Origin of the sequence: Saccharomonospora piscinae (assembly GCF_005862235.1) — a bacterium.
Taxonomy (GTDB): Bacteria; Actinomycetota; Actinomycetes; order Mycobacteriales; family Pseudonocardiaceae; genus Saccharomonospora; species Saccharomonospora piscinae.
This window is the reverse complement of the sequence record NZ_VCEK01000007.1, coordinates 130,786-152,581: the sequence shown is the minus strand read 5'-3', so window position 1 is coordinate 152,581 and position 21,796 is coordinate 130,786. Positions and strand designations below refer to the sequence as shown.

General features: G+C 73.6%; 18 protein-coding genes. 8 read left to right on the top strand and 10 right to left on the bottom strand.

Going from position 1 to position 21,796, the window contains the following annotated elements; translation table 11 throughout:
- Positions 1-174: 174 nt before the first annotated feature.
- From FFT09_RS22310 to FFT09_RS22300, 3 genes are read left to right on the top strand one after another with little or no spacing between them, the layout of a single operon-like run.
- Positions 175-693: a low molecular weight protein-tyrosine-phosphatase gene (locus FFT09_RS22310; protein ID WP_138383918.1), complete on the top strand. Its 519-nt coding sequence runs from the start codon at positions 175-177 to the stop codon at positions 691-693.
- Complete coding sequence (locus FFT09_RS22305) at positions 690-1,556, top strand: fructosamine kinase family protein (protein WP_138383917.1); 867 nt, start codon at positions 690-692, stop codon at positions 1,554-1,556. The genes FFT09_RS22310 and FFT09_RS22305 overlap by 4 nt, the downstream gene beginning before the upstream one ends.
- 47 nt (positions 1,557-1,603) lie before the next feature.
- Positions 1,604-2,428, top strand: coding sequence for an SURF1 family cytochrome oxidase biogenesis protein (locus FFT09_RS22300; protein ID WP_138383916.1), 825 nt, complete (start codon positions 1,604-1,606; stop codon positions 2,426-2,428).
- Positions 2,429-2,438: 10 nt separating this feature from the next.
- Here the strand turns inward: FFT09_RS22300 and FFT09_RS22295 are convergent, their stop codons facing one another.
- Genes FFT09_RS22295 through FFT09_RS22280 form a run of 4 tightly spaced genes read right to left on the bottom strand, consistent with a single transcriptional unit; the run spans position 2,439 to position 7,125 of the window.
- Entirely contained in the window at positions 2,439-3,401 is a 963-nt protein-coding gene (locus tag FFT09_RS22295; RefSeq protein ID WP_244231463.1) for a cobalamin biosynthesis protein CobD/CbiB, read from the bottom strand.
- 54 nt (positions 3,402-3,455) lie between these two features.
- On the bottom strand, positions 3,456-4,460 hold the full coding sequence (nudC, locus tag FFT09_RS22290) for an NAD(+) diphosphatase (protein WP_138383915.1): 1,005 nt from the start codon (positions 4,458-4,460) through the stop codon (positions 3,456-3,458).
- Complete coding sequence (locus tag FFT09_RS22285) at positions 4,457-5,842, bottom strand: M16 family metallopeptidase (protein WP_138383914.1); 1,386 nt, start codon at positions 5,840-5,842, stop codon at positions 4,457-4,459. Before FFT09_RS22285 ends, nudC begins: the two co-directional genes overlap by 4 nt.
- A complete protein-coding gene (locus tag FFT09_RS22280) occupies positions 5,839-7,125 on the bottom strand; it encodes a M16 family metallopeptidase (protein WP_024877590.1) in 1,287 nt (428 codons plus the stop codon). Before FFT09_RS22280 ends, FFT09_RS22285 begins: the two co-directional genes overlap by 4 nt.
- Positions 7,126-7,171: 46 nt before the next feature.
- Here FFT09_RS22280 and FFT09_RS22275 point away from each other — a divergent pair, with 46 nt between their 5' ends.
- Both FFT09_RS22275 and FFT09_RS22270 read left to right on the top strand, forming a co-directional pair.
- Positions 7,172-7,978 (top strand): SDR family NAD(P)-dependent oxidoreductase, encoded by an 807-nt coding sequence (locus FFT09_RS22275; protein ID WP_138383913.1) that lies wholly within the window; start codon positions 7,172-7,174, stop codon positions 7,976-7,978.
- A 104-nt stretch (positions 7,979-8,082) separates the two neighbouring features.
- Positions 8,083-9,213: a class I SAM-dependent methyltransferase gene (locus FFT09_RS22270; protein WP_138383912.1), complete on the top strand. Its 1,131-nt coding sequence runs from the start codon at positions 8,083-8,085 to the stop codon at positions 9,211-9,213.
- Here the strand turns inward: FFT09_RS22270 and FFT09_RS22265 are convergent.
- A complete protein-coding gene (locus FFT09_RS22265) occupies positions 9,191-9,913 on the bottom strand; it encodes an SGNH/GDSL hydrolase family protein (RefSeq protein WP_138383911.1) in 723 nt (240 codons plus the stop codon). The two genes, FFT09_RS22270 and FFT09_RS22265, sit on opposite strands and share 23 nt — an antisense overlap.
- Positions 9,914-10,127: 214 nt before the next feature.
- Positions 10,128-11,012 (bottom strand): DUF7847 domain-containing protein, encoded by an 885-nt coding sequence (locus FFT09_RS22260; protein WP_138383910.1) that lies wholly within the window; start codon positions 11,010-11,012, stop codon positions 10,128-10,130.
- 124 nt (positions 11,013-11,136) lie between these two features.
- Between FFT09_RS22260 and FFT09_RS22255 the strand changes: the two genes are divergently transcribed.
- Positions 11,137-12,210 carry a neutral zinc metallopeptidase gene (locus FFT09_RS22255; RefSeq protein ID WP_081193886.1) on the top strand — a complete coding sequence of 358 codons (1,074 nt, stop codon included), beginning with the start codon at positions 11,137-11,139 and terminating at the stop codon, positions 12,208-12,210.
- Between the two features lie 4 nt (positions 12,211-12,214).
- Here the strand turns inward: FFT09_RS22255 and FFT09_RS22250 are convergent, their stop codons facing one another.
- The 4 genes from FFT09_RS22250 to FFT09_RS22235 form a co-directional block, all read right to left on the bottom strand.
- Positions 12,215-12,649: a hypothetical protein gene (locus tag FFT09_RS22250; RefSeq protein ID WP_138383952.1), complete on the bottom strand. Its 435-nt coding sequence runs from the start codon at positions 12,647-12,649 to the stop codon at positions 12,215-12,217.
- A 130-nt stretch (positions 12,650-12,779) separates the two neighbouring features.
- Complete coding sequence (locus tag FFT09_RS22245; RefSeq protein ID WP_024877597.1) at positions 12,780-13,865, bottom strand: potassium channel family protein; 1,086 nt, start codon at positions 13,863-13,865, stop codon at positions 12,780-12,782.
- A 12-nt stretch (positions 13,866-13,877) separates the two neighbouring features.
- Complete coding sequence (locus tag FFT09_RS22240; RefSeq protein WP_138383908.1) at positions 13,878-17,267, bottom strand: ATP-dependent helicase; 3,390 nt, start codon at positions 17,265-17,267, stop codon at positions 13,878-13,880.
- Entirely contained in the window at positions 17,264-20,521 is a 3,258-nt protein-coding gene (locus FFT09_RS22235) for an ATP-dependent helicase (RefSeq protein WP_167305427.1), read from the bottom strand. Before FFT09_RS22235 ends, FFT09_RS22240 begins: the two co-directional genes overlap by 4 nt.
- Before the next feature lie 102 nt (positions 20,522-20,623).
- Between FFT09_RS22235 and FFT09_RS22230 the strand changes: the two genes are divergently transcribed.
- Together FFT09_RS22230 and FFT09_RS22225 are read left to right on the top strand one after the other, a co-directional pair.
- Positions 20,624-20,914 (top strand): MGMT family protein, encoded by a 291-nt coding sequence (locus tag FFT09_RS22230; protein ID WP_024877600.1) that lies wholly within the window; start codon positions 20,624-20,626, stop codon positions 20,912-20,914.
- A 14-nt stretch (positions 20,915-20,928) separates the two neighbouring features.
- Positions 20,929-21,789, top strand: a complete 861-nt coding sequence (locus FFT09_RS22225; RefSeq protein WP_138383907.1) for a siderophore-interacting protein — start codon at positions 20,929-20,931, stop codon at positions 21,787-21,789.
- Positions 21,790-21,796: the final 7 nt, after the last annotated feature.

The following is a 21,796-nucleotide window of genomic DNA, read 5'->3' as shown; positions in this document are numbered from 1 at the left end:
TGCCGACAACGGAATCCCAATACCGTGCCGACGAGTTCGGCAGCTTAGTACGACCCCCGCACGCCCTGCCACCGGAAACCCCGCCAAAACCGATCGATGATTCGACCGGTCCCGTTCGATGCCATTTCCGGGCCCGTCCGCAGGCGCCGACCGCGGCGCGGGGACACTGGTGGCATGGCCGACAACGCCGACAGCACCGCCGACACCGGCAGCACCGCCGACATCCCGAGCCCGGTCAGAGTCGTGTTCGTCTGCACGGGCAACATCTGCCGCTCGCCGATGGCCGAGGTCGTGTTCCGCAGCCGTCTGGCACGACACGGACTCAGCGAGGTCGTCTCCGTCCGCAGTGCGGGCACCGGTGGCTGGCACATCGGTGAACCCGCCGACCCCCGCGCCCAGGCCACGCTGGAGGCACACGGCTACGCCGTCGACCACACCGCGCGCCAGGTCGGCACCGATCATCTGGACGCCGACCTGCTGCTCGCCGCCGACGCGGGCCACCTGCGTGCGCTGCGCGGACTCGTCGACGATCCGGACCGGGTGCGTCTGCTCCGCGAGTTCGACCCCACCGCGCCCGCCGAGGCCGAGGTGCCGGACCCGTACTACGGCGACGGTGACGGCTTCGTGGCGGTGCTCGGCATGGTCGAGCGCGCCGCCGACGGCCTCGTCGACTGGGTCCGGGGCCGCCGGTGACGGCCCGGCAGGCGGCCGAGCGGCACACCGGGGTACGGGCGGCAACGAGCAGGCCGCTCGGTGCCGACGCGGCGGTGGTGACGCTCGAAGACGGCGCGGAGGTGGTGGTCAAACGCGGGCAGGGTTCCGGCGCCACCACGGCCGAGGCGGCCGGACTGCGGTGGCTTGGTGCGTACGGCGACGTGCCCGTTCCCGCCGTCCGCGGCCACGACGACACGTGGCTCGTGATCGACCACGTTGCCCCGGGAACGCCGAGCCGCGAGGCGGCCGAACGGTTCGGCCGCGGCCTCGCGGCCCTGCACGCCCGCTCGGCGCCGGCCTTCGGCAGTCCGCCCCCCGGAGGCCCCGGTGAGGCGTGGATCGGGCTCGCCCCGATGCGCAACGAACCGCACGAGGACTGGCCCACGTTCTACGCGCGCTGCCGGGTACGGCCCTACGTGCGGGAGGCCGCGCGGCAGGGCCTGTTCACCGCCGGGGAGACCGCGGTGTTCGACGAGGTGTGCGACCGGTTGCCGGACCTGAGCCCGAGCCCCGAGCCGCCCGCACGCCTGCACGGCGATGCCTGGAGCGGCAACGTCCACTGGGCGGCCGACGGCGCGGTGTGGCTCATCGACCCCGCCGCTCACGGCGGGCACCGCGAGACCGATCTGGCCATGCTGCGGCTGTTCGGGACACCGCTGCTGGACCACGTCCTCGGTGCGTACGACGAAGCAGCCCGCGACGCAGGAACACCGCTCGCGCCCGGGGTCGAGGCACGGGTTCCGCTGCACCAGCTGTTCCCGCTGCTCGTCCACGCGGTGCTCTTCGGCGGTGGCTACGTGGCGCAGGCGCTGACCGCCGCGCGGGCGGCGCTGAGGGCGTGAGCGACCCCTGCCCCGACGGGGCGGCGTCCGGCGCATACCGTGGTGGCGTGCGCTGGAAATTGCTGCTCCGGCCGGGTTGGCTGGCGCTCACCCTCGTGGTGTTCGGCTTCGCCGTGACCTGCTTCACCGTACTGTCCCCGTGGCAGTTCGACCGGCACGACGACCGCAGCACACAGAACACCGCCGTCCAGTCCTCGTTCGACGAGCAGCCCCGCCCGCTGGCGGAGATACTTCCCGAGGGACAGCGTCCCGGCAACGACACCGAGTGGCGCCGGGTGCTGGTCGAGGGCACCTACCTGCCCGAACACGAGATCATCGCCCGCCTGCGGACCGTCCAGGGCGAGCCCGCGTTCGAAGTCCTGACCCCGCTGCGCACGACCTCAGGGCGGGTCGTGCTCGTGGACCGGGGTTACCTGCGGCCGGACAACGGGGACGTTCCGCCGTACGCCGCCGCGCCAGGAGGCGTCGTGCGCGTGGAGGCGCGGCTGCGGGCCGACGAGACCGACCCGCAACGCCGGGACGCCTTCTCCGACGTCTCCACCCAGGGGCGGATGCATGCCTACGCCGTCGACTCACGGACGGTGGCCCGCGCCACCGACCTCGACATCTCCCCCGGTTACCTCCAGCTGGCGGCGGGGCAACCCGGCGTGCTCAACGCCCTGCCGCTGCCACAGCTGGAGGCCGGGCCCTTCTTCTCGTACGCGTTGCAGTGGGTCGCGTTCGGGGTGATGGCCGTGCTCGGCTGGGCGTACTTCACGGTCCGCGAGCTCAAACCGGGCGGCGCCCTGTCGGACGACGGCAACGGGCCGCGCCGCAAGTCGGTCGCCGAGCTGCTCGCCGAGGACGAGGCCGACGAACCGGCATCCCGGTGAGCGGCGTTCGTCAGGTCGTGCGGGCCCGACGCCTGCGCCGCAGCGACGGGACCACGGCCGCCGTGGCCGCGGCCGTGGCGCCCGCCAGCAGCCCCACCACCCGGGACAGCTCGACGGCGCGGGTCACGTGGCCGGCGTCGGGGTTGCGGCCGTCGCCGACGACCGGCAGTTCCCGCACCTGCCCGGGATAGGCCGTGCGCCCACCCAGCCGGATCTCCAGCGCACCGGCGTAGGCCGCCACCACCCGACCCGAGTTGGGGTACGGATGCAGGACCGTGTCCCGCCGCCACGCACGCCAGGCCGCACTGGCCGACCCGCCCACCACGGGCGCGCCCGCGACCGTGAGCGCCGCCGCGATCCGGGTGGGAACCAGGTCGGCGACGGTGCGCAGCGACTCCACCACCCGACCGGACCGATGCCGCCCCGCCCGCCCGGCCGCGACCTGGGAGAGCACCCCGGCCGCGCGAGAGCCCAACAGCCCCGGCAGTCCCGCGACGGCGCCCCACAGCAGGGGGGCCACCACGACATCGGAGGAACCGTGCGCGACAGCCTCCACGGAAGCCCTGGACAGCGCCGTGGCGTCCAGATTCTCCGAACAGCGGGAGTCCCACCAGGCGAGGGTCTCGCGGGTGGCGCCGAGGTCGCCGGTCTCCAGGTGCCGGGCCAGCGCGGTGCCGTCGGAAGCCAGGCGAGTTCCGCCGAGCACGGCCCAGGTGCAGGCCGCGGTGCTGACCGCACGGGTCAGCGGGCGGTCGCGCCCCAGCCGATCCAGCAGGGCCCCGGCCAGCACCGACGCGCCCGCGACCGCGCCCACGGAGACCGTGGCCGGCAGGGGCCGGTCCGCGTCGGCACGACGGTCGAGCGTTCTCGCGGCTCGGACGAGCGAGGCGTCCACCCGCCCGCGCATCGCATCACCGGCCATCGAATCGGCCATCACGCCCAGCAGCAGTCCCACAGCCCGAGCCGCGCTCACCGAGTCACCCCCATGACCTCTCGCGTGCCGAGAGAGTACCGGCTCCGCCGCCGGTCAGTTCGCCGCGGCGGCCCACGCGCGCACCATCACGTTCGCGATGGACGACCCTCCCGGCAGCAGGAGGTCGGGGTCCTCACCGGCCAACGCGGCCCGCACCCGCTCGCGCGGCAGCCACAACGCCTCGGCGATCTCCCCGTCCGCGGGGGTGATCGCGGCCCCGGCGTCCGCCCGCGCCGCGAACCCGGTCATGAGCGAGCGCGGGAACGGCCAGGGCTGGCTGCCGAGATAGCGGACATCGCGGACCGCGACGCCCACCTCCTCGCGGATCTCCCGTTCCACGCAGCGTTCCAGCGACTCACCGGCCTCGACGAAGCCCGCGAGCACCGAGTACCGCCGGGGCGGCCACTCCGGCTGGCGGGCCAGCAGCACGTGCTCACCGTTGACGCCGACGTCGTCGTGGACGAGGCAGATCACGGCGGGGTCGGTGCGGGGGTACTCCTCTCGACCGCACTGCTCGCAGTGGCTGGCCCAGCCGAACTGCCGCAGCCGCGCGGGCCCGCCACAGCGGGCACAGTGCCGGGCCCTGCGGTGCCAGTTGCGCAGCGCCACCGCGGTCGTGAGCAACCCCGCCGCCGTGTCGTCGAGCGAGGCGCCGTGCATCCGGAGCTCGATCCACGCCTCGCCGTCGGCCACCGGCACCGCGGCGGGCAGGCCCCACCCGGTGTCGACGTGTACCTCCCGCGCGTCCGGGCCGGGATCGCCGGACACAGCCCAGTAGTCGGTGTCCTCCCACTGCCCGAGGAACACGGCGTCCTCCGGCAACTCGGCCGCCACCGCCCCGCCGGGCAGCGTGGACAGCTCGATCGCGGGTTCGGGAGGTGCCTTCACGGCATCTGCCTCGGGCACGGGCACCCGGCCGTGGCCGTCGACCCGCACCACGCGGGCCGTGGGCCAGCGGACGCGCAGGCGCTCGGGGTCGGCGCGCAACGACTCCTGCCGGTCGGCGGTCGACCGCGACAGCGCGGGAACCTCACCCAGTTCGAACGGGGCCTCGCTCACGGGCGGCCCGCGCCCTCCGGCACGACACCACCCAGCGCGGTGAGCTTCGGCGCGAGCAACTCGGCGTCACCCACCACGACGCCGGTGAACCGGTGCGGCGCGAAGAAGTCCAGCGCGGCCTGCGCCACGTCCTCCGTGGTGACCGCCGCCAGCCGTCGCGGATGTTCGACGAGCCAGTCGACCCCCAGCCCCACGGCGCACAACGCCGCGAGCTGGCTCGCGAGGCCCGCCTGGGACGACGAGGCGATCAGCAGGGTGCCGACCGCGTACTGGCGCACCGAGTCCACCTCGTCGTCCGTGGGTGGCACGAGCCCGAGCCTGCTCAGCTCGTAGCGGGTTTCCAGCAGCGCGGCGGCCGTGACGTCGCTCGCGGTGTCGGCGTCCACCTGGAGCGTCGCCTTGTCTCCGGTGAACTCGAACCCCGAGTGAGCGCCGTAGGTGTAGCCCTTGTCCTCGCGGATGTTCTCCACCAGCCGCGACGAGAAGTACCCGCCGTAGGCCAGGTTGGCGAGTTGCAGTGCCGGATAGCGCGGGTCGGTCCTCGGCACCGCCTGCGCCGAGAGCCGGATCTGGGACTGCACCGCACCCGGCCGGTCGACGAGCACCACGTCCGCCGGGTCCAGGTCCGGCAGCTCCGGCAGCGTCCGCGCCCTGCCCTCGCGGGCCCAGCCCCCGAGCACGCGCTCGACCTCGGACAGCACCACGTCCGGAGCCACGTCCCCGACGACCACGAGCGTCGAGCCACCGGGCAGCACGGCCGCCACGTGCAGGGACCGGACGGCCTCCGGCACCACGGCCGCGACGTCCTCGGCCAGCGGCATCTCCCGCGTGTACGGGTGCGTGCCGTAACGGCGGCGCTGCAGCGCCTCCCGAGCGATCACTCTCGGCTGGGTGCGGGCCACCGCGAGGCGCTCGGAGATCCGGTCCGCCTCCCGGTTCACCTCACCGTCGGAGTAGGACGCCTCGGTGAGCACGTCCGCCAGTACGTCGAGCAGCTGGGGCAGCTTCTCGGCCAGCGCGCTGCCCGAGATCGTGAGGTGCTCGGGATTCACCATCGTGCCCACATCACCGCCGATCAGCGCGAGGTCGGTGTCGATGCCGACGCGGTCGCGGCGCCGGGTTCCGGTGAGCAGCGTCTCGGCCAGCACCTCGGCCGTCGCGGCGTGGAGCGGATCATCCCCCGCGAACGGGATGGACAGGCGCACCTCCACCATCGGCACGGCGGGTTTGTGCACGGCCAGTACCCTGAGCCCGCCCGCGAGCACAGTGTCCACATGGGACAGATCGGCTGCGGGACGCAGCGTGGCGAGCGGCGGGACCTCTCTCGGTCCCTGGGGCGTGCGGCCGATCTCCTCGGCGCTGCGGTGACTGGTCGTCGTCACTGGGCTCCTCCCTGTCCCGGTTCCACCACGAGAACGGCGCGTGAATCGGGGCGCAGCGCCTTCGCCGCCTCCGCCACCTGGTCGGCCGTGACCGCCGCGATGCGGTCGGGCAGCGCGTGAACGAGCCCGGCGTCACCGTGCAGCAGTTCCAGCGAGCCGAACGCGAGCGTGCGGGACACCAGCCGGTCGTGGTCGGAGTGCAGGCCCGCGCTCCACCGAGCGGTCACCTTGGCCAGCTCCTGCTCTCCGGGCGGCGTGGCGGCCAGCGCGTCGAGTTCGGTGTCCAGCGCGTCGAGCACCCGCTCGGCGCTCACGTCCGGTGAGTGGATGGCCGTCACCGAGAACGTGTCGGGATCGCGCGCCTCGAACGGCCCGAACAGGCCCGCGCCCGCGCCGATGTCGGTCACCAGCGGTTCGGCGTGGACCAGCCGCTGCTGCAACCGCGACGAGTCGCCGTCGGTGAGCACCGCGGCCAGCACAAGATTCGCGAGGTAGGCGTCGAGCTCGTTCACCGGGTCCGGCATGCGGTAGCCCACCGCCAGCGCCGGAAGCGGCGCGTGCGGGTCGACGTGGGTGCCGTGCAGCTGGCCGGAGGGGCGCGGCTCCGCGAACGACGGCCGCTGTGGCCTCGGCCGGGCAGGCACGTCACCGAAGTGGCGCTCGATGAGGTCGCGGGTGTGCTCCACGGTCAGATCGCCTGCCACGGTCAGCACGGCGTTCGCCGGGGAGTAGTAGGTGTCGAAGAACGCGGCGCAGTCGTCGAGCGACGCCTGTTCCAGATCGGTGAAGTCGCCGTAGCCGTTGTGCGCGTTGGGAAACGTCGAGTACAGCACCGGGGGAAGCAGGATCCACGGGAACCCGCCGTAGGGCCGGTTCAGCACGTTGAGGCGGATCTCCTCCTTCACCACGTCGATCTGGTTGGCCAGGTTCTCGCGCGTCAGCTTGGGCGCGCGCATCCGGTCGGCCTCCAGAAACAGCGCCCGTTCCAACGCCGCCGAGGGCAGCACCTCGAAGTAGTCCGTGTAATCCGGATGGGTGGAACCGTTGAACGTGCCCCCGCTGCTCTGCACGTGCCGGAAGTGAGCCAGCTTCTCCAGGCTCTCGCTGCCCTGGAACATCAGATGCTCGAACAGGTGCGCGAAGCCCGTGCGCCCCTCCGGTTCGGAGCGAAAACCCACGTCGTAGTGCACGCTGACACCCACGACCGGCGCCGTCGGATCCGGCGCGAGTACGACCCGCAGACCGTTGTCGAGGGTGAACTTGTGTAGCTCGGAGACGGCCATGACCACACCCTACGGGTAACCTCGGACACAGGAGCAGCAGACCAGGATGAGACCGCTGAGCGAGCAGACGATCCTCGTCACCGGCGCCACCGACGGCCTCGGCCGCGCGCTCGTGGGCGAGCTGGCCTCCCGGGGAGCGCGCGTGCTGGCACACGGCCGCGACCCCGCCAAGCTGCGCGCGCTCCGCGACGAGACGGGGGTCGAGGTGGTGCGCGCCGACCTCGCCGAGCTGCGCCAGGTGGACCGGCTGGCCGAGGAACTGCTCCAGCGCGACGAGCGGCTGGACGTGCTCGTCAACAACGCGGGAGTCGGCACCGGGCGTGATCCTTCACGCCGGGAGGAGAGCCGCGACGGCTACGAACTCCGGTTCGCGGTCAACTACCTCGCCGCGTACCACCTCACCCGTCGCCTGCTGCCCCTGCTGCGGGCGCCCGCGCGCATCGTCAACATCGCCTCGGCGGGGCAGCAGGAGTTCAGTTTCACCGACCCGCAGCTGCGCCGTCACTACAGCGGCGCGGCGGCCTACATGCGCAGCAAGCTCGCGCTGGTGATGTTCACGCTGGACCTCGCCAGCCAGCTCGACGGCAGCGGCATCACCGTCAACGCACTGCACCCGGCGACATTCATGGACACCACGATGGTGCGCGAGTCCGGCCGCATCCCGGTCACCGCCGTGGCCGACGGGGTGGCGGCCACCCTGCGGCTCGTCGCCGGGCAGGACGTGGAGGGCGAGACCGGCCGGTTCTTCGACGGCGACCACGAGGCCCCACCCCATCCGCAGGCGAGGTCACCGAAGGCGCGCGAGCGATTGCGGCGCCTCAGCGACGAGCTGGTGACCGACGCGCTGGCCTGACCGCAATGTCGCACGTTCTTTGTGCCACATCCGCGGTGTTTTATCCGACGCCCCTCCCGCGACTTTCGCAGCGGAGGAGCACCCATCGCATTCGAGGAGGCACGATGACCGCCACCGAGCCGACGCGGTCGGCACCCCAGACACCGCCCGCGCTCGACGCCGAACGGGCCGAGCGCTTCGCGGAGCACCTGATGGAGCTCACGACCGGCGGGATGCTCAGCCACCTGATCGGGATCGGCCACCGCACGGGCCTGTTCGACGCCCTCGCCGCGGGGCCGGCCGACTCGCCAACGCTGGCTCGTCGCGCGGACCTCCACGAGCGGTACGTGCGGGAGTGGCTTGGCGCGATGGCCACCGGCGGCATCGTCAGCTACGACCCCGGCGAGGGTTCCTTCACGCTGCCCGCCGAGCACGCCGTGTGTCTGCGCGGCAGCACGGCCGCCAACCTGGCTCCGTTCACGCTGGCCGTGGCTCACCTCGGCGAACATCTCGACGAACTCGAGGAGGCGTTCCGCCACGGCGGCGGGGTGCCCTACGAACGGTTCCGGCCGCGCTTCACCGAGATCATGGACGGGATGAGCCGGGGCGTGTTCGACGACCAGCTGATCAGCGGCATCGTGCCCGCCGTGCCGGGACTCGCCGAACGGCTGTCGGCGGGTGCGCGGGTCGCCGACATCGGCTGCGGCACCGGCCACTCGGTGACCCTGCTGGCCGCCGAGTACCCGGCCTCGACGTTCACCGGCTACGACTTCGCCTCCGACGCGCTCGACCGGGGACGGGCCGAGGTCGCCGAACGGGGCCTCGCCAACGCATCGTTCGAGGCGCTGGACATCGTGGAGCTGCCCACGGACCCGCCGTTCGACGTCGTGTTCGCCTTCGACACCATCCACGACCAGGCCGAACCCGCGCGCGTGCTGCGCAGGGTCCACGACGCGCTCGTCCCCGGCGGGCACTTCGTCATGCTCGACACGCGGGCCGCGACCGAACTGGCCGACAACCTCGACAACCCGTTCGCGCCGCTGCTCTACTCCGTCAGCACGTTGCACTGCATGACCGTGTCGCTCGCCAGGGGCGGAGCCGGTCTCGGCACCGTCTGGGGTGAGCAGCTGGCACGCCGGATGCTGGCCGAGGCCGGTTTCACGGACGTGGCGGTGAGCGAGGTCCCCGACGATCCGCTGGACTCCGTGTACTCCTGCCGCAGGCCGGAACCGGTCACGGACCGCACGACGCGGTGAGCAGGGTCCACACGGCCGCGTGCACGATCCGGTGCCCCGCGGCGGTCAGGTGGACGCCGTCGGGCAGATACAGGCCCTCGGCGTCGGGTGTTCCGCCCGGCGGGAGGTACTCGCCCAGATCGAGCAGGGGCGCGCCCTCGTCGGCCGCCACGGTCTCGATCACGGCGCGGTAGTCGTCCCAGTCGTGGGCCGGGTCCGCCACCAACCGCGCTCCGGGCTCGGGGCCCAGCACCAGCAGCACGGCGGTCCGTGGCGACGCTTCTCGCAGACCGTCGACGACCGCGCGGTAGTCGGCGTCGAAGCGAGCGGGCGGCACGTCCAGCGCGTACTCGGTGGCTCCCAGCACGACCAGTGCGAGGGCGGGCCGCAGGTCGTGCACCGTCTCGGCGGCGGCGGCCGTGTCCTCCCAGCGGCCACCGGGCCGGAAGTCCGCCGCGGCCGCCCCGGTGTGCGCGAGCACCGTGGTGACGGTGCCCCACTCGGCCGAGGCCCGGCGCGCCAGCGTGGACACCCAACCCGCCGTCGTCGCGGCGTAGGAACCCTCACCGTCGTAGCCGGGTAGACCGAAACCGGTGCCGTGCGCGTCGCCGAGCACGACCACCGAGGCCCGGTCCGCGCACCACACGGGCCCGACCGCGCCGCCAGGGGTGGCGTGCGGCCCCGCGCACCCCGCCACCACCGACAGCAACACGAGCAGCATCGAACGACTGATGCCAACGCGGCGACGTCGCTGTCCCGTGCCGTTTCCGGAGGTAGCCCCGCAACTCACACAACCCACGGTGTCTCCTCGCCGCGACGAGGTCGCCGGACGAGTGAACCGACGACGTCACCGTGCTCGTCGTCGCCGCCCGGCGGCTCGTTTCACTCCACGCGGGAATCACCACGTGTGAGTGACACCACGACACTCGGTGAGCTCAACCCCGGCGGGCCGCTCGCGCGAGTTCCTCGCCCAGGCCCTCCCGGCGGATGCGCTGATCGATGTAAAGCAAAGCGGTCACCGCCGCACCGAACGGCACCGTCACGGTGCGCGCCACCGCGCCGCCGAGTTCGCGCAGCAGCAGTTCCTGCGTCGTGTAGCCGCGCTCGAACGCCTGCGGGTCGATCGCGAGCCCGAACGGCCACTGGATGAGCGTGCCGATCGCCCACGTGACCAGCACTCCCACGACCAGCACCCCGAACACCCGCCACCACGAGCCGCGCACGAGCGCCACCGAGCGGCGCAGCGCCTCGCCGAGCGTGCCGCGTTCGAGCACGAGCGCGGGCGTGGCGAGACTCAGCAGCGCGTACAGCCACACGCCGGGCACGATGAAGAACAGGGTGCCGACCATGACCGCCACCGTGACCACCAGGGTCAACCCCAGCAGCGGCACTAGTCGCGGACGCAGCTGTTCCCACGCCTCGCCCACGCCGATCGGCTGCCCCAGCACCGCCCTGCCGACCACAACGGTCAGCAGTCCCGAGAGGAACGTCTGCGTGACCAGAGTGATCAGCGCGAGTGCCCCGAACTCCGGAAGCGTCTCCTGCAACTGCGCCACGGCCTGATCGAGCTGCTGTTCGGGCGTCGCGGTCGCATCGATCGTCGGCGCCGGCTCGGTGGCGTCGAGGACCCAGAGGTCGGCCGCGAAGTAGACCACTCCGCTGAGCAGTGCGACGACGGCAGCCGAGCCGAACACCACACCCGCGTACCGGCGCAGCGTGTCGAGGGCGCCCCCGATGATCTCCGAGAGCACCAGCGGTCGCAGCGGGATGACACCCGGCCTGTCGCCGCCGGAGGAGGACCAGCCAGTCGAGTCGGACATACCACCATCCTGACGTGCGCCGGCCACGGCGCAGGCGACGGGTCCGGCACGGAGGGCGGTCACGGCCGGGGGACGGCTCGCTATGCTGGCCACCGAGTTCCATCGAGCGCGCGGGGACGACGAGATGACACAGCCTCCACCGGGGCCGCACGGCCACGGGCATCCCGGTTCGCCCTGGGCGAGCTCCGCGACGCCACCGCCGGGGTCGCCCCGGAGACGCGCGTGGCCGTACGTCCTCGCGTTCGGCGGGGGAGCTCTGTTGCTGTCGCTGGTCCTGGTGCTGGTGTACGTGGTGGCCACGGGCACCGAATCCCCGGACACCCGCGAGGACCCGGGCCCCGTGGCCGCCTCGCCGACCACACCCCCGGCCACCCCCTCCACCGAGGCTCCGCCGAGCACGACCACGCCGGAGAGCCCGTCGTCGCCGAGCGCTCCGCCCGCGGGAGGGGCCGCCTCGACCGGGCACGCACCACAGCCGCAGAAGATCTTCAAGCTCGCCGACCATCCGATCCTGCTGGACCCCGACTCCGGCCTCGCCAACCGCGCGTGCCACCTGCCGGGGTGGCAGAACACGCCGGAGGGAGCCGAGCGGTTCTTTTACGCGGCCCGGGAGTGCCTGGACGCGGCGTGGGAACCGTTCCTGCGGGCTCACGGTCTGCCGTTCACCCCGCCGCGCCTGCACTTCCCCTCGGCCGCCAGGTTCGACACGCAGTGCGGCCGGATCAACGTCGGGATCGCCACGGCGGCCTACTACTGCGAAGGCGACCTCTACCTGCCCTACGACGGTCTGCAGACCGAGCAGTACGGCGACTCGCCCGGCGTGTACCTCGCGTTGTTCGCCCACGAGTACGGCCACCACGTGCAGGAGATGGCCGGCATCATGGACGCGGCCTGGGAACGGATCTACGCCTCGGGTCAGGACAGCGACGCGGGCCGGGAGATGTCGCGGCGCAAGGAGTTGCAGGCACAGTGCTTCTCCGGCATGTTCCTCGGCGCCCATGTCGACCAGGGCGGCTCCGTGACCCGGGAGATGTACAACGCGGCCTGGTACGACCAGGAGACGCGCGGCGACGACACCTCAGGCACCCACGACCACGGCAGCAACGCGAACTACGCCAAGTGGTGGCGGGCGGGTGCCTTCGACAACCGCATCGTCGACTGCAACACCTTCGCCGCGTCGTCGTCCGAGGTCTCCTGACGACTCACGCCGCCGACGGCCGCACCAGTCCGGGCCTCGGGCCGCGGGCCAGCAGGAAGGCGTAGGCGCCGCCACTCGCGCAGCTCAGCACCAGCAGTCCGAGCCCGACGGGCCTGCGCAGGTCACTCACGCCGGGGGCCGTGGCCGCCAGCGCCACCGGCACCGGGGAACCGGAGGAGGTGGCGTCCTGCGCCACGGCGATGCGCACCTGCTCGTCCTGGTCGTGGCCGCAACCGCTCAGCCGCCCCTCCCGGGTTCGGCCGCCGAGATCGAAGCGGACGGTCTCCTGCGCGTCCGCGTCGGAGCAGTCGCTCGGGCTCGTCACCGTGGCGTCGGTGAACACCCGTTCCGGGCCGGACGACGACCCGAACAGCGACGGCCCCATCCACCACGCCCCGAGCAGAATCAGCAACCCCGTCGCCGCCGCGACCCCGAGCACCTTCGGCGTCAACTGCGGCGGCGGCCGTCTGTCTGGGTTCGCTGGCTGCGGCACGGCTCAATGGTTCCAGAACATCCCGCCGCTGCCCACCACACGCCCGCCCGGCGGTCGGGGCGATCACACCCGTGGCTCAGGGGACGGTCTCCTCCCCGACCGACACCTTGCGCACGTACAGCAGCCGGTCGCCCGCCTCCAGCGAGTCGGCCTCGGGGGCGTCGACCCGGTAGAGCGCGCCGTCCCGCACGAGCCCCAGCACGATGTCGGGCAGGTGCCGTGGCGAGCCGCCCTCCTCGGACGGCTCCACCGGGCGCTCCGCGATGGCCAGCCCGGTCTCGGGCGTGAGCAGGTCCTCCACCATGTCCACCACGCGCGGCGTCTTGGTGGCGATGCCGAGCAACCGGCCCGCCGTCTCGCTGGACACCACGACCTGGTCGGCGCCGGACTGCTTGAGCAGGTGGACGTTCTCCGCCTCCCGCACCGACGCGAGAATCCTGGCCTTCGGCGCCAGCTCCCGCGCGGTGAGAGTCACCAGCACGGCGGTGTCGTCCCGGTTCGGCGCGACCACCACGGCCCGTGCGCGTTGCACTCCGGCCACGCGCAGCACGTCGGAGCGCGTGGCCGACCCGTGAACGGTGATCAGGCCCCGCGCGCTGGCCGAGTCGAGTGACACGCGGTCGGTGTCCACGACGACGACCTGGCTCGGATCGGTGTCCTCCTCGGCCAGCAGCGCGTTCACCGCCGAGCGGCCCTTGGTGCCGAAACCGATGACCACCACGTGGTCCCGCACTGTGCGCCTCCAGTTCTGGATTCGGAACGCCTGCCGCGAACGCTCGGTCAGCACCTCCAGTGTCGTTCCGATCAACACGATCAGGAACAGCACCCGCAGCGGGGTGACGAGGAGGATGTTGACCAGCCGGGCCGTCTCGCTGACGGGCGCGATGTCGCCGTAGCCGGTCGTGGACAGCGACACGGTGGCGTAGTAGAAGCAGTCGAGCAGGCTCACGCCGTCGTCGTTGGCGTCCCGGTAGCCGTCGCGGTCGAGGTAGACGACGAACACCACGGCCAGCAACGCCAGCAGCGCGAACAGCACCCGGCGGCCGATGGCCTTCGCGGGGCTGATCGTGTGCGCGGGCATGTTGACCACGCCCACCAGCGCGTGTCCCGGCTGGTCGGAGAGCTTTTCCTCGCGGAGCTTGAACTTCCACGGCTTCACCATGATCGCCAAAGCCTATTCCGCCGTTCGCTCGTCCGGTTCGGCCCCGCCGGGTTCCTCCCGCTCGGGCACGGCGCGCAGCAGTTCCCGCAGCCCGGCGGCGTCGGCGAGGTCCACGGGCCGCACGGTGCGGTTGGCCCTGACGTAGTGAAACGCCGCCCGCACCCGTTCCAGCGGGGTGTCCGACAGGTCCGCCCACGCGAGCCGGTAGGCGGCGAGCTGCACCGACAGGGCCGGCATCCGGTCGGGCCCCGGCACCGCGCCCGTCTTCCAGTCCACCACCGTCCAGCCACCGTCCGGATCGGCGAACACGGCGTCCATCCGGCCGCGCACGGTGACGCCGTCGATCTCGGTGGAGAACGGCACCTCCACGTCGTGCGGCGTGCGCCCCGCCCACTCGCTGCGTTCGAACGCCTCCCGCAGCTCCGCCAGCCCGCCGCCGGGGCGGTCCGAAGAGCCATCGGAAGAGGTGCCGTGGGAGATCTCGGTGTCGTCGTCGGCCGCGCCGGGCAGGTCGTCGAAGTCGAGCAGCCGCTCGCCGGCGAACCGGCGTTCGAGCCAGCCGTGGAACTCGGTGCCCCGGCGCGCGGCGGCGCTGGGCGGGAACGGCAACGGCCTGCGCAACCGCCGCGCGAGGTCCTCGGGCTCCCCCGCGAGGTCCACGAGCTGGCTCACCGACAGCGTGCCGGGCAGGTCGAGGTCGGCTCGTGGCTCGCGGTTCCTCGCGCGCTCGGCCAGCAACACGTCGGTGTCGGTGACCCAGCCGTCCGGGTCGTCGGTCTCATCGGCCTCATCAGGGTCGTTGTCGCCGGTGTTGTCGGCGTCCCCGGGCTCTCCGGCGTTGCCGGAGTGCCGAGCCGTGAGCGCCGCCAGCACCAGCCGGGCGCCCTCGCCGACGTCGTCCCGGCGCGGACCGAGCGGGTCGACCGGCCACTGGCCCTCCCGCGAGGCGTCGGCCAGCGGGTTCTCGCCCGGCTCGCCGTGCCACTGCTCGATGACGCCCACCTCGGGATGGGCACGCACCTGCTCGGCGACCTCGACGAGGAACGGCGACGGCTGCTTCGCCTCGGTTGTGGCCGGGTCGTTCCACCGGTGCCCGGAGACCAGCAGGCAGTGTTCGGATCGGGTCAGGGCCACGTAACACAGCCTGCGCTCCTCCTCGGCGTGTCGCTCCTTGAAGCGCTGTTCGTGTTCCGTCAGCAGCTCCTCGACCTGTCTGCGGTCGTCCGCCCCGCGCAGGTCCAGCTCCGGCAGATCCCGCGCGTCTCCCCGCAGCGGGGCGGGCAGCTCGGTCACGGTTTTCAACCACGACGCCGTCTTGCGCTCGTTGGGAAACGTGCGGTCCACCAGGTGCGGGACCGCCACGATGCGCCACTCCAGGCCCTTGGCGGCGTGCGCGGTGAGGATCTGCACCCGGTCCGGCACCACCTCCACCTCGCCGGGTTCGAGCCCGTCCTCCGCGCGGGTCGCGGTGGCGAGGTAGTCGACGAACGAGAGCAGGGTGGCCGACGGCGAGTTCTCGGCGTAGTCGTGCACGACCTCCGCGAAGGCGTCGAGGTGCGCCCGGCCCGCCGCGCCCGGCCGGGCCAGTGCCTCCACGTCCAGCAGCAGGGTGCGCTCGACGTCGGCGACCAGCTCCGGCAGCGGCTGGTCCAGCCTGCGGCGCAGCGCGCCGAGCTCGTGGCTGAGCGCGCGCAGGCGGGCGTAGCCCTGCTCGGAGTAGCGCTCGGGCCCACCCGGATCGTCGAGGGCGTCCACCAGACCTGCCTGTTCGGCCCGTTCGGCCACCACGACGTCGTCCGCGGCGGAGAGCTCCCCCGCCCTGCGCCACAGCGCACCCAGATCCGCCGCCCCCAGCCGCCAGCGGGCGCCGGTCAGCAGCCGCGCCGCCGCCGTACCCGACAGCGGTTCGGCCAGTACCCGCAAAGTGGCGACGAGGTCGGCGACCTCGGGTTCGTCGAGCAGCCCGCCGAGGCCCACGACCTCCACCGGGAGGCCCCGCTGCCGCAACGCCGCCGCGACGGGAGCCATGTCGGCGCGCCTGCGCACGAGCACGGCGGCGGTGGGCGCGGCCCCGGTCTCGTCCCGTTCGGCGAACCAGCGGGACGCGATCGCCTCGGCCACCCACTCGCGTTCGCTCACCACGTCCGGCAGCAGCGCCACGCGGATGTCGGCAGGCCCGGCGCCGTCACGCGCACGCAGCTGCGCCACGCCGAGCCCGCCCGCGCGCAGTGGTCCGGCCACGGCGTTGGCCAGCGTCAGGACCTCGGGCGGGTTGCGAAAGCTCGTGAGCATCCCGTAGTCCCGCGCCGGGACCGGGCGTCCGGTGTCCGGCTCGGGACGGGGGAAGTCGGTGGTGAACCGGGGCAGGTTCGCCGCGCTGGCACCGCGCCAGCCGTAGATGGCCTGTGCCGGGTCCCCCACGGCCGTGACGGGCAGCGGCTCGCCCCCCAGCGGGTCGTCTCCGCCGAACAGCGAACGCAGCAGCACCCGCTGGGCGTGCCCGGTGTCCTGGTACTCGTCGAGCAGCACCGCGCCGTAGCGGGCGCGTTCGGATTCCACCACCTCGGGCTGGGTCTCGGCCAGCCGCGCGGCCAGCGACATCTGGTCGGCGAAGTCCAGCGCGCCCTCGGCCCGCTTGCGCTGCTCGTACGCCGCCACCAGCGGCAGCAGCTGGAGACGCAGCCGTTGCGCCGCCAGGCAGTCGCGCAGGTAGCGGGAGGGGGCGGCGCGCTGCCGCTTGGCCCTCGGCGCGCTCTCCACGGTCTCGCAGAACCAGTCCGTGTACTCCCGCAACCGCCCGGGCGAAACAAGGTGCTCGCCCAGCTCGCCCGCGAGCGCGAGCACGTGCTCGGTGACGGTCGTGGGCACCTTCTCGGTGTCCAGGTCGTCGTCCCAGGACGACACCACCCGGTGCGCGAGCTGCCACGACGCGGTCTCCGACAGGATGCGCGCCCCCGGCCGGACCGGCAGCCGCAGGCCGTGCTCGGCCAGCAGGCGGCCCGCGTAGGCGTGGTAGGTGAGCACGGTGGGTTCGCCCGAGGCGACGGCGAGCCTGCGCTGCCCGCTCGGGTCCACGTCGTCGAGCAGCCCGGACCCGGCCAGCCTGCGCAGCCGCGCCCGCACCCGCTCGGCGAGCTGGCGCGCCGCCTTGCGGGTGAAGGTCAGGCCCAGCACCCGGTCGGGGGTGACCAGACCGTTGGCCACCAGCCACACCACCCTGGCCGCCATGGTCTCCGTCTTGCCCGCGCCTGCGCCGGCCACGACGAGCGCGGGCTCCGGCGGCGCGGCCACCACGGCGGCCTGTTCCAGCGTGGGCGTGGGCAGGCCCAGTGCCTCGGCGATGTCGGCGGGCGACACGCGGGGCGCCCTCGGCGCGGGGGCCGCGTCGGGGATGCTCGTCACGGGCCGGTCACCTGCCTGCCCTCCGGCCGCAGCGGGCACGCCGCCCGTGCGGGGCAGCGCGAGCAGTCCGCGTTCTCCCGCACCGGGTAGGTGGGGCCCGCGGTGTCGCCCGCGGCGCGGCGCACGGTGTTCAGCCACGTGCGGGCAGTCTCGTCGTCCAGCGCGGGTTGCTCGCGAACCGTGGCGCCGGTCCTGTTGTGCGACTTGCCGACGTAGAGCAGCCGCGCCCCGCCGGTTCGCGTCCCGGACTCGGCGAACGCTCCGAGCAGGGTCGCGAGCTGGTACACCGCCAGCTGGGGATGCTCGGCCGCCGCGTCCCGGCTGACCGGGGTCTTGGCGGTCTTGAGGTCCACGACGACGGGCCTGCCGTCCGAGTCCAGCTCCAGCCGGTCCACCCGCCCCGTGAGCACGACCGGGCGCTCGTCGTCCCCGGCGGGCAGTTCCACCCGCAGGTCACGCTCGACGGCGGCCTGGGTGAGTTCGGCGCGGCTCTGGTTCAGCCAGGTGAGGAAGGTTCGCACCATGCCCTCCACCCGGGCCCGCTCCTTGCGGGAGAACCACGGCGCGCCCGCGTCCACCTTGGCCCACGCCGCGTCCAGTTCCTTCCACAGGGTCTGCTCGTCGGTGCCCTCGGCCGCCTCCTGCGCCAGAGCGTGTACCAGCGTGCCCGTGACGGCCGAGAGCTGCGCCGGGTCGGTACCACCGTGCCGTTCCAGCAGCCAACGCAGTGGGCATGCCACAAGCGTGTCCACCACCGACGGCGACACGCGGACGGGTTCGCCGGGCGCCCGGAGCGGCCGGTCGGTGGAGGCGGGGGCCAGCCCGTACCACTGCGCCGGGTGCGCGCCGGGCACGCCGTCCGCCGCCAGCCTCGCGAGCTGGCGCGCGGCGAGATCGCGACGGCCCGGTTCCGTCGCGGGATCGGTCACCGCGGACCGCAGCGCCCCCACCAGCTCGGCCAGCGTCAGGCCCCGCTCGGTGACCTCACGCCGCACGTCCGGTCCGGCGTCCCGCGCGTCGGTGCCGTCGTCGGCCAGGTCACCGAGGAACCGGGACGGTTGCTCGTCCTCGCCCTGCACGGCGGTGACCAGCAACGTGTGCCGGGCGCGGCTCGCGGCGAGGTAGAACAGGCGGCGTTCCTCCGCCAGCAGCGGCGCGGTGGCCGACACGGTCGACACGGCGTCGTCGTCCACACCGGACAGCAGGTCGACGAGACGTTCCACCCCGAGCAGCGAACCCCGCAGGCGCAGATCCGGCCAGGAGCCCTCCTGCACCCCCACCACCGCGACCACGGCCCACTCGCGGCCCGCGGCCCCGTGCGCGGTGAGCAGCGACACCCCCGTGCCCCGGACCGCGACCGGCGCGAGGCTGTCACCCACGATGTGCTGCGAGGACAGGTACTCGGCGAACCCCGCGACACTCGCTCTCGGCAGGCGCTCGACGTACCGCCTCGCCGCGTCGAACAGCGCCACGACGGCGTCGAGGTCGCGGTCGGCCCGCGCACCGAGCGAGCCGCCCCGCCCGGCCTGCGACACCAGCCGGTCCTGGAGGCCGCAGGCCGACCACACCCGCCACAGGACCTCCTCGACCCCGGCGGCCTCGCCCACGGCGTCGCGGGCCGTGGTGAGCAGCCTGCCGAGCCTGCGCACGGGAGCGGCCTCGGCGTCGGCGAGCCCGGCCAGCACGTCGCCGTCGCGCAGAGCGGCCACGATCAGCTCGTCGCTGGATCGCTCGCCGCCCGCCACCAGTTCGAGCCTGCGCAGCCCGCGCCGCAGCCTCCGCAACGCCAGGGGATCGGCTCCCCCGAGCGGGGAGGACAGCAGCAGCTCCGCGGTCTCGGCGTCGAGCGCCTCCGCGTCGGCGGCCACCCGCAGCAGTGCCAGCAACGGCCGCACCGCGGGCTGCCTCGCCAGCGGCAGTTCCTCGGCGGCCGACGCCACCGGCACACCCGCCATCGCGAGTGCCCGCTGCACCACCGGCAGCGAGTGGGACGCGGACCGCATGAGCACGGCCATGTCCGACCACGGCACCCCGTCGATCAGATGTGCCCGCCTCAGCTGGTCGGCCACCCACGACGCCTCGGCGGCGGGAGTCGGTACCAGCCGCGTCCGCACGGCTCCGGCGCCGCCCTCCGCACCATCGACTGTGGACACTGTGGACACTGTGGACGCCGTGGACGCGCGGTGCTCGGCGCTGCCCGGCAGTGTGGCCGCCAGGCGCGCGACCGCCTCGTGGACGGCGGAACCGAGCCGGTGCGAACGCGACAACACGATCGTGCGATCGCCGTCGGGATCGGCGTCGGCCAGCAGCCGGGGATCGGCCCCCCGGAACGAGAACACCGCCTGATCGGGGTCGCCCGCGAGGACCGCGTCCGTCGCGCTGCCCGCCAGCAACCGCACCAGCCGGTACTGCAACGGGTCGAGCTGCTGGGCGTCGTCCACGAACAGGTGCCGCACCCTGGCCCGCTCCCGCGCGAGCAGGTCGGGGTCACCCTCCAGCTCCACCAGCGCGCTCGCGACGAGTTCGGCCGCGTCCAGCGCGGGAGCACCCGCCTCGCCGACGGCGTGTCCCCCGACGCCCTGCAACAGGGTGACCTGCTCGTACTGGCTCCAGAAGTGTCCCGCGGCCACCCAGGCTTCCCGCCCGTGCCGCTGTCCCAGCCGCACGAGGTCCTCGGGGCCGAGGCCGCGTTCGGCGGCGCGCAGCAGCAGGTCGCGCAGTTCCTCGGCGAACCCCGGCACCGCCAGCGCGGGGCGCAGCGACTCCGGCCAGTCCGGTGCGCCGCGTTCGAGGTCGCCCGCGAGCAGATCGCGCACCACGACGTCCTGTTCGGGTCCCGACAGCAGGCGCGGCGCCGGGTCGCCGTCCCGCGCCGCCTGTGCCCGCAGCACGGCGAAGGCGTAGGAGTGCACGGTCCGGACCAGCGGATCGCGCACCGTGCGCACCCGTCCGCCTGCCTCGTCGGCGTCCTCGGCATCCTCGCGGGTGGTCAGGCGCCGGGTGATGTCCTCGCGCAGCGACCCGGCCGCCCTGCGCGATCCCGTCAGCACCAGCACGCTCTCCGGGTCGGCTCCCCCGGCGATCCGGGCGGCGGCCGTGGCCGCGAGCAGCGTGGTCTTGCCGGTGCCCGGGGCGCCGAGCACGCGCACGAACCCCCGGGGCCCCGAGAGCAGCCACCGAGCGCCGTCGTCCCACCTGTGGCGCGGGACCGGCCGCACCGGGGTGCGCACGAGTCGGGCCTGGAGTCCGTTCACGACCTGATGGAATCATGCCGACCCGACGGACCGGCGCAGCCCGGCGGCGAGTGTCGCGTGCGGCGCGGTGAGTGGGGAACCCGGTGGTGGAGGGCGGTCGGAATGGACGAGCAACTGCACGAACGGATTCGCGACGCGGTGGCGTCGGTGCCACCGGGGACGGTGGCCACCTACGGCGACGTGGCGGCGCTGGCCGGGGCATCCACCCCACGGCTCGTGGGCAGGGTCCTCGCGGAGGACGGCCATGACCTGCCGTGGCACCGGGTGCTGCGGGCCAACGGCACGCCCGCCCCGCACCTGGCCACGGAGCAGCTCGCGCGGTTGCGCGCCGAGGGCGTGCTGGCGGACGGGCAGCGGATCGATCTCCGGAGGTTTCGCTGGCGCCCCCAGTAGGTTAGCCTTGCCTAATGACCACCGAGGCGACCCGGCCGAAGCTGGCCTACCTGACCGCCAGGGTGCTCCGCGTGCGCGGCATCACCCCCCGGCTGGTGCGCGTCACCCTCTCCGGAGCGGACCTGCGCACCGTCGTGGACACGGCGCCGGACCAGTACGTCAAGGTGTTCTTCCCCACGCCGGGCACCCGCACACCACGGCTCCCGCCGCCGCTGTCGGACGACGCGATGTCCTGGTACCGCCGCTACCTCGACATGCCGGACGGCCAGCGGCCCGCCATGCGCACCTACACCGTGCGCGAGGCCCGGCCCGAACGCGGTGAACTGGACATCGACTTCGTCCTGCACGCCTGCGCGGGCCCCGCGTCGAGCTGGGCGGCGTCGGCCCGGCCCGGCGACGAGGTGGCGCTGCTCGGCCCCCACGGCCTCTACGACGTGCCCGTCGGGACGTCGTGGCAACTGCTCGTCGGCGACGAGTCCGCGATCCCCGCCATCGCCGCCATCTGCGAACGCCTGCCCGAGTCGGCGACGGCCACGGTCTTCGTCGAGGTCGGCGACGCGGCCGACGAACTGCCCCTGCGCCGTGCCGGTGGCGGGCGGGTGGACGTCCGGTGGGTGCGCCGCGACGGCGCGGCTCCGGGCGAGGCCGTGCTCGCCGCCGTGCGCGCGGCGGCCCTGCCGCAGGGCGAACCCTATGCGTGGCTCGCCGGTGAGGCCGGGCTCGTCAAGCACGTCCGCCGTCACCTCGTGCGCGAACGCGGGATCGACAAGCGGCACATCACCTTCACCGGGTACTGGCGGCGCGGGCGCAGCGAGGACGACGCGGGCCGCGAGCAGTTGCGTGCCTACGACCGGGGAGAACTCGCCCGGGACTGACCGGGAC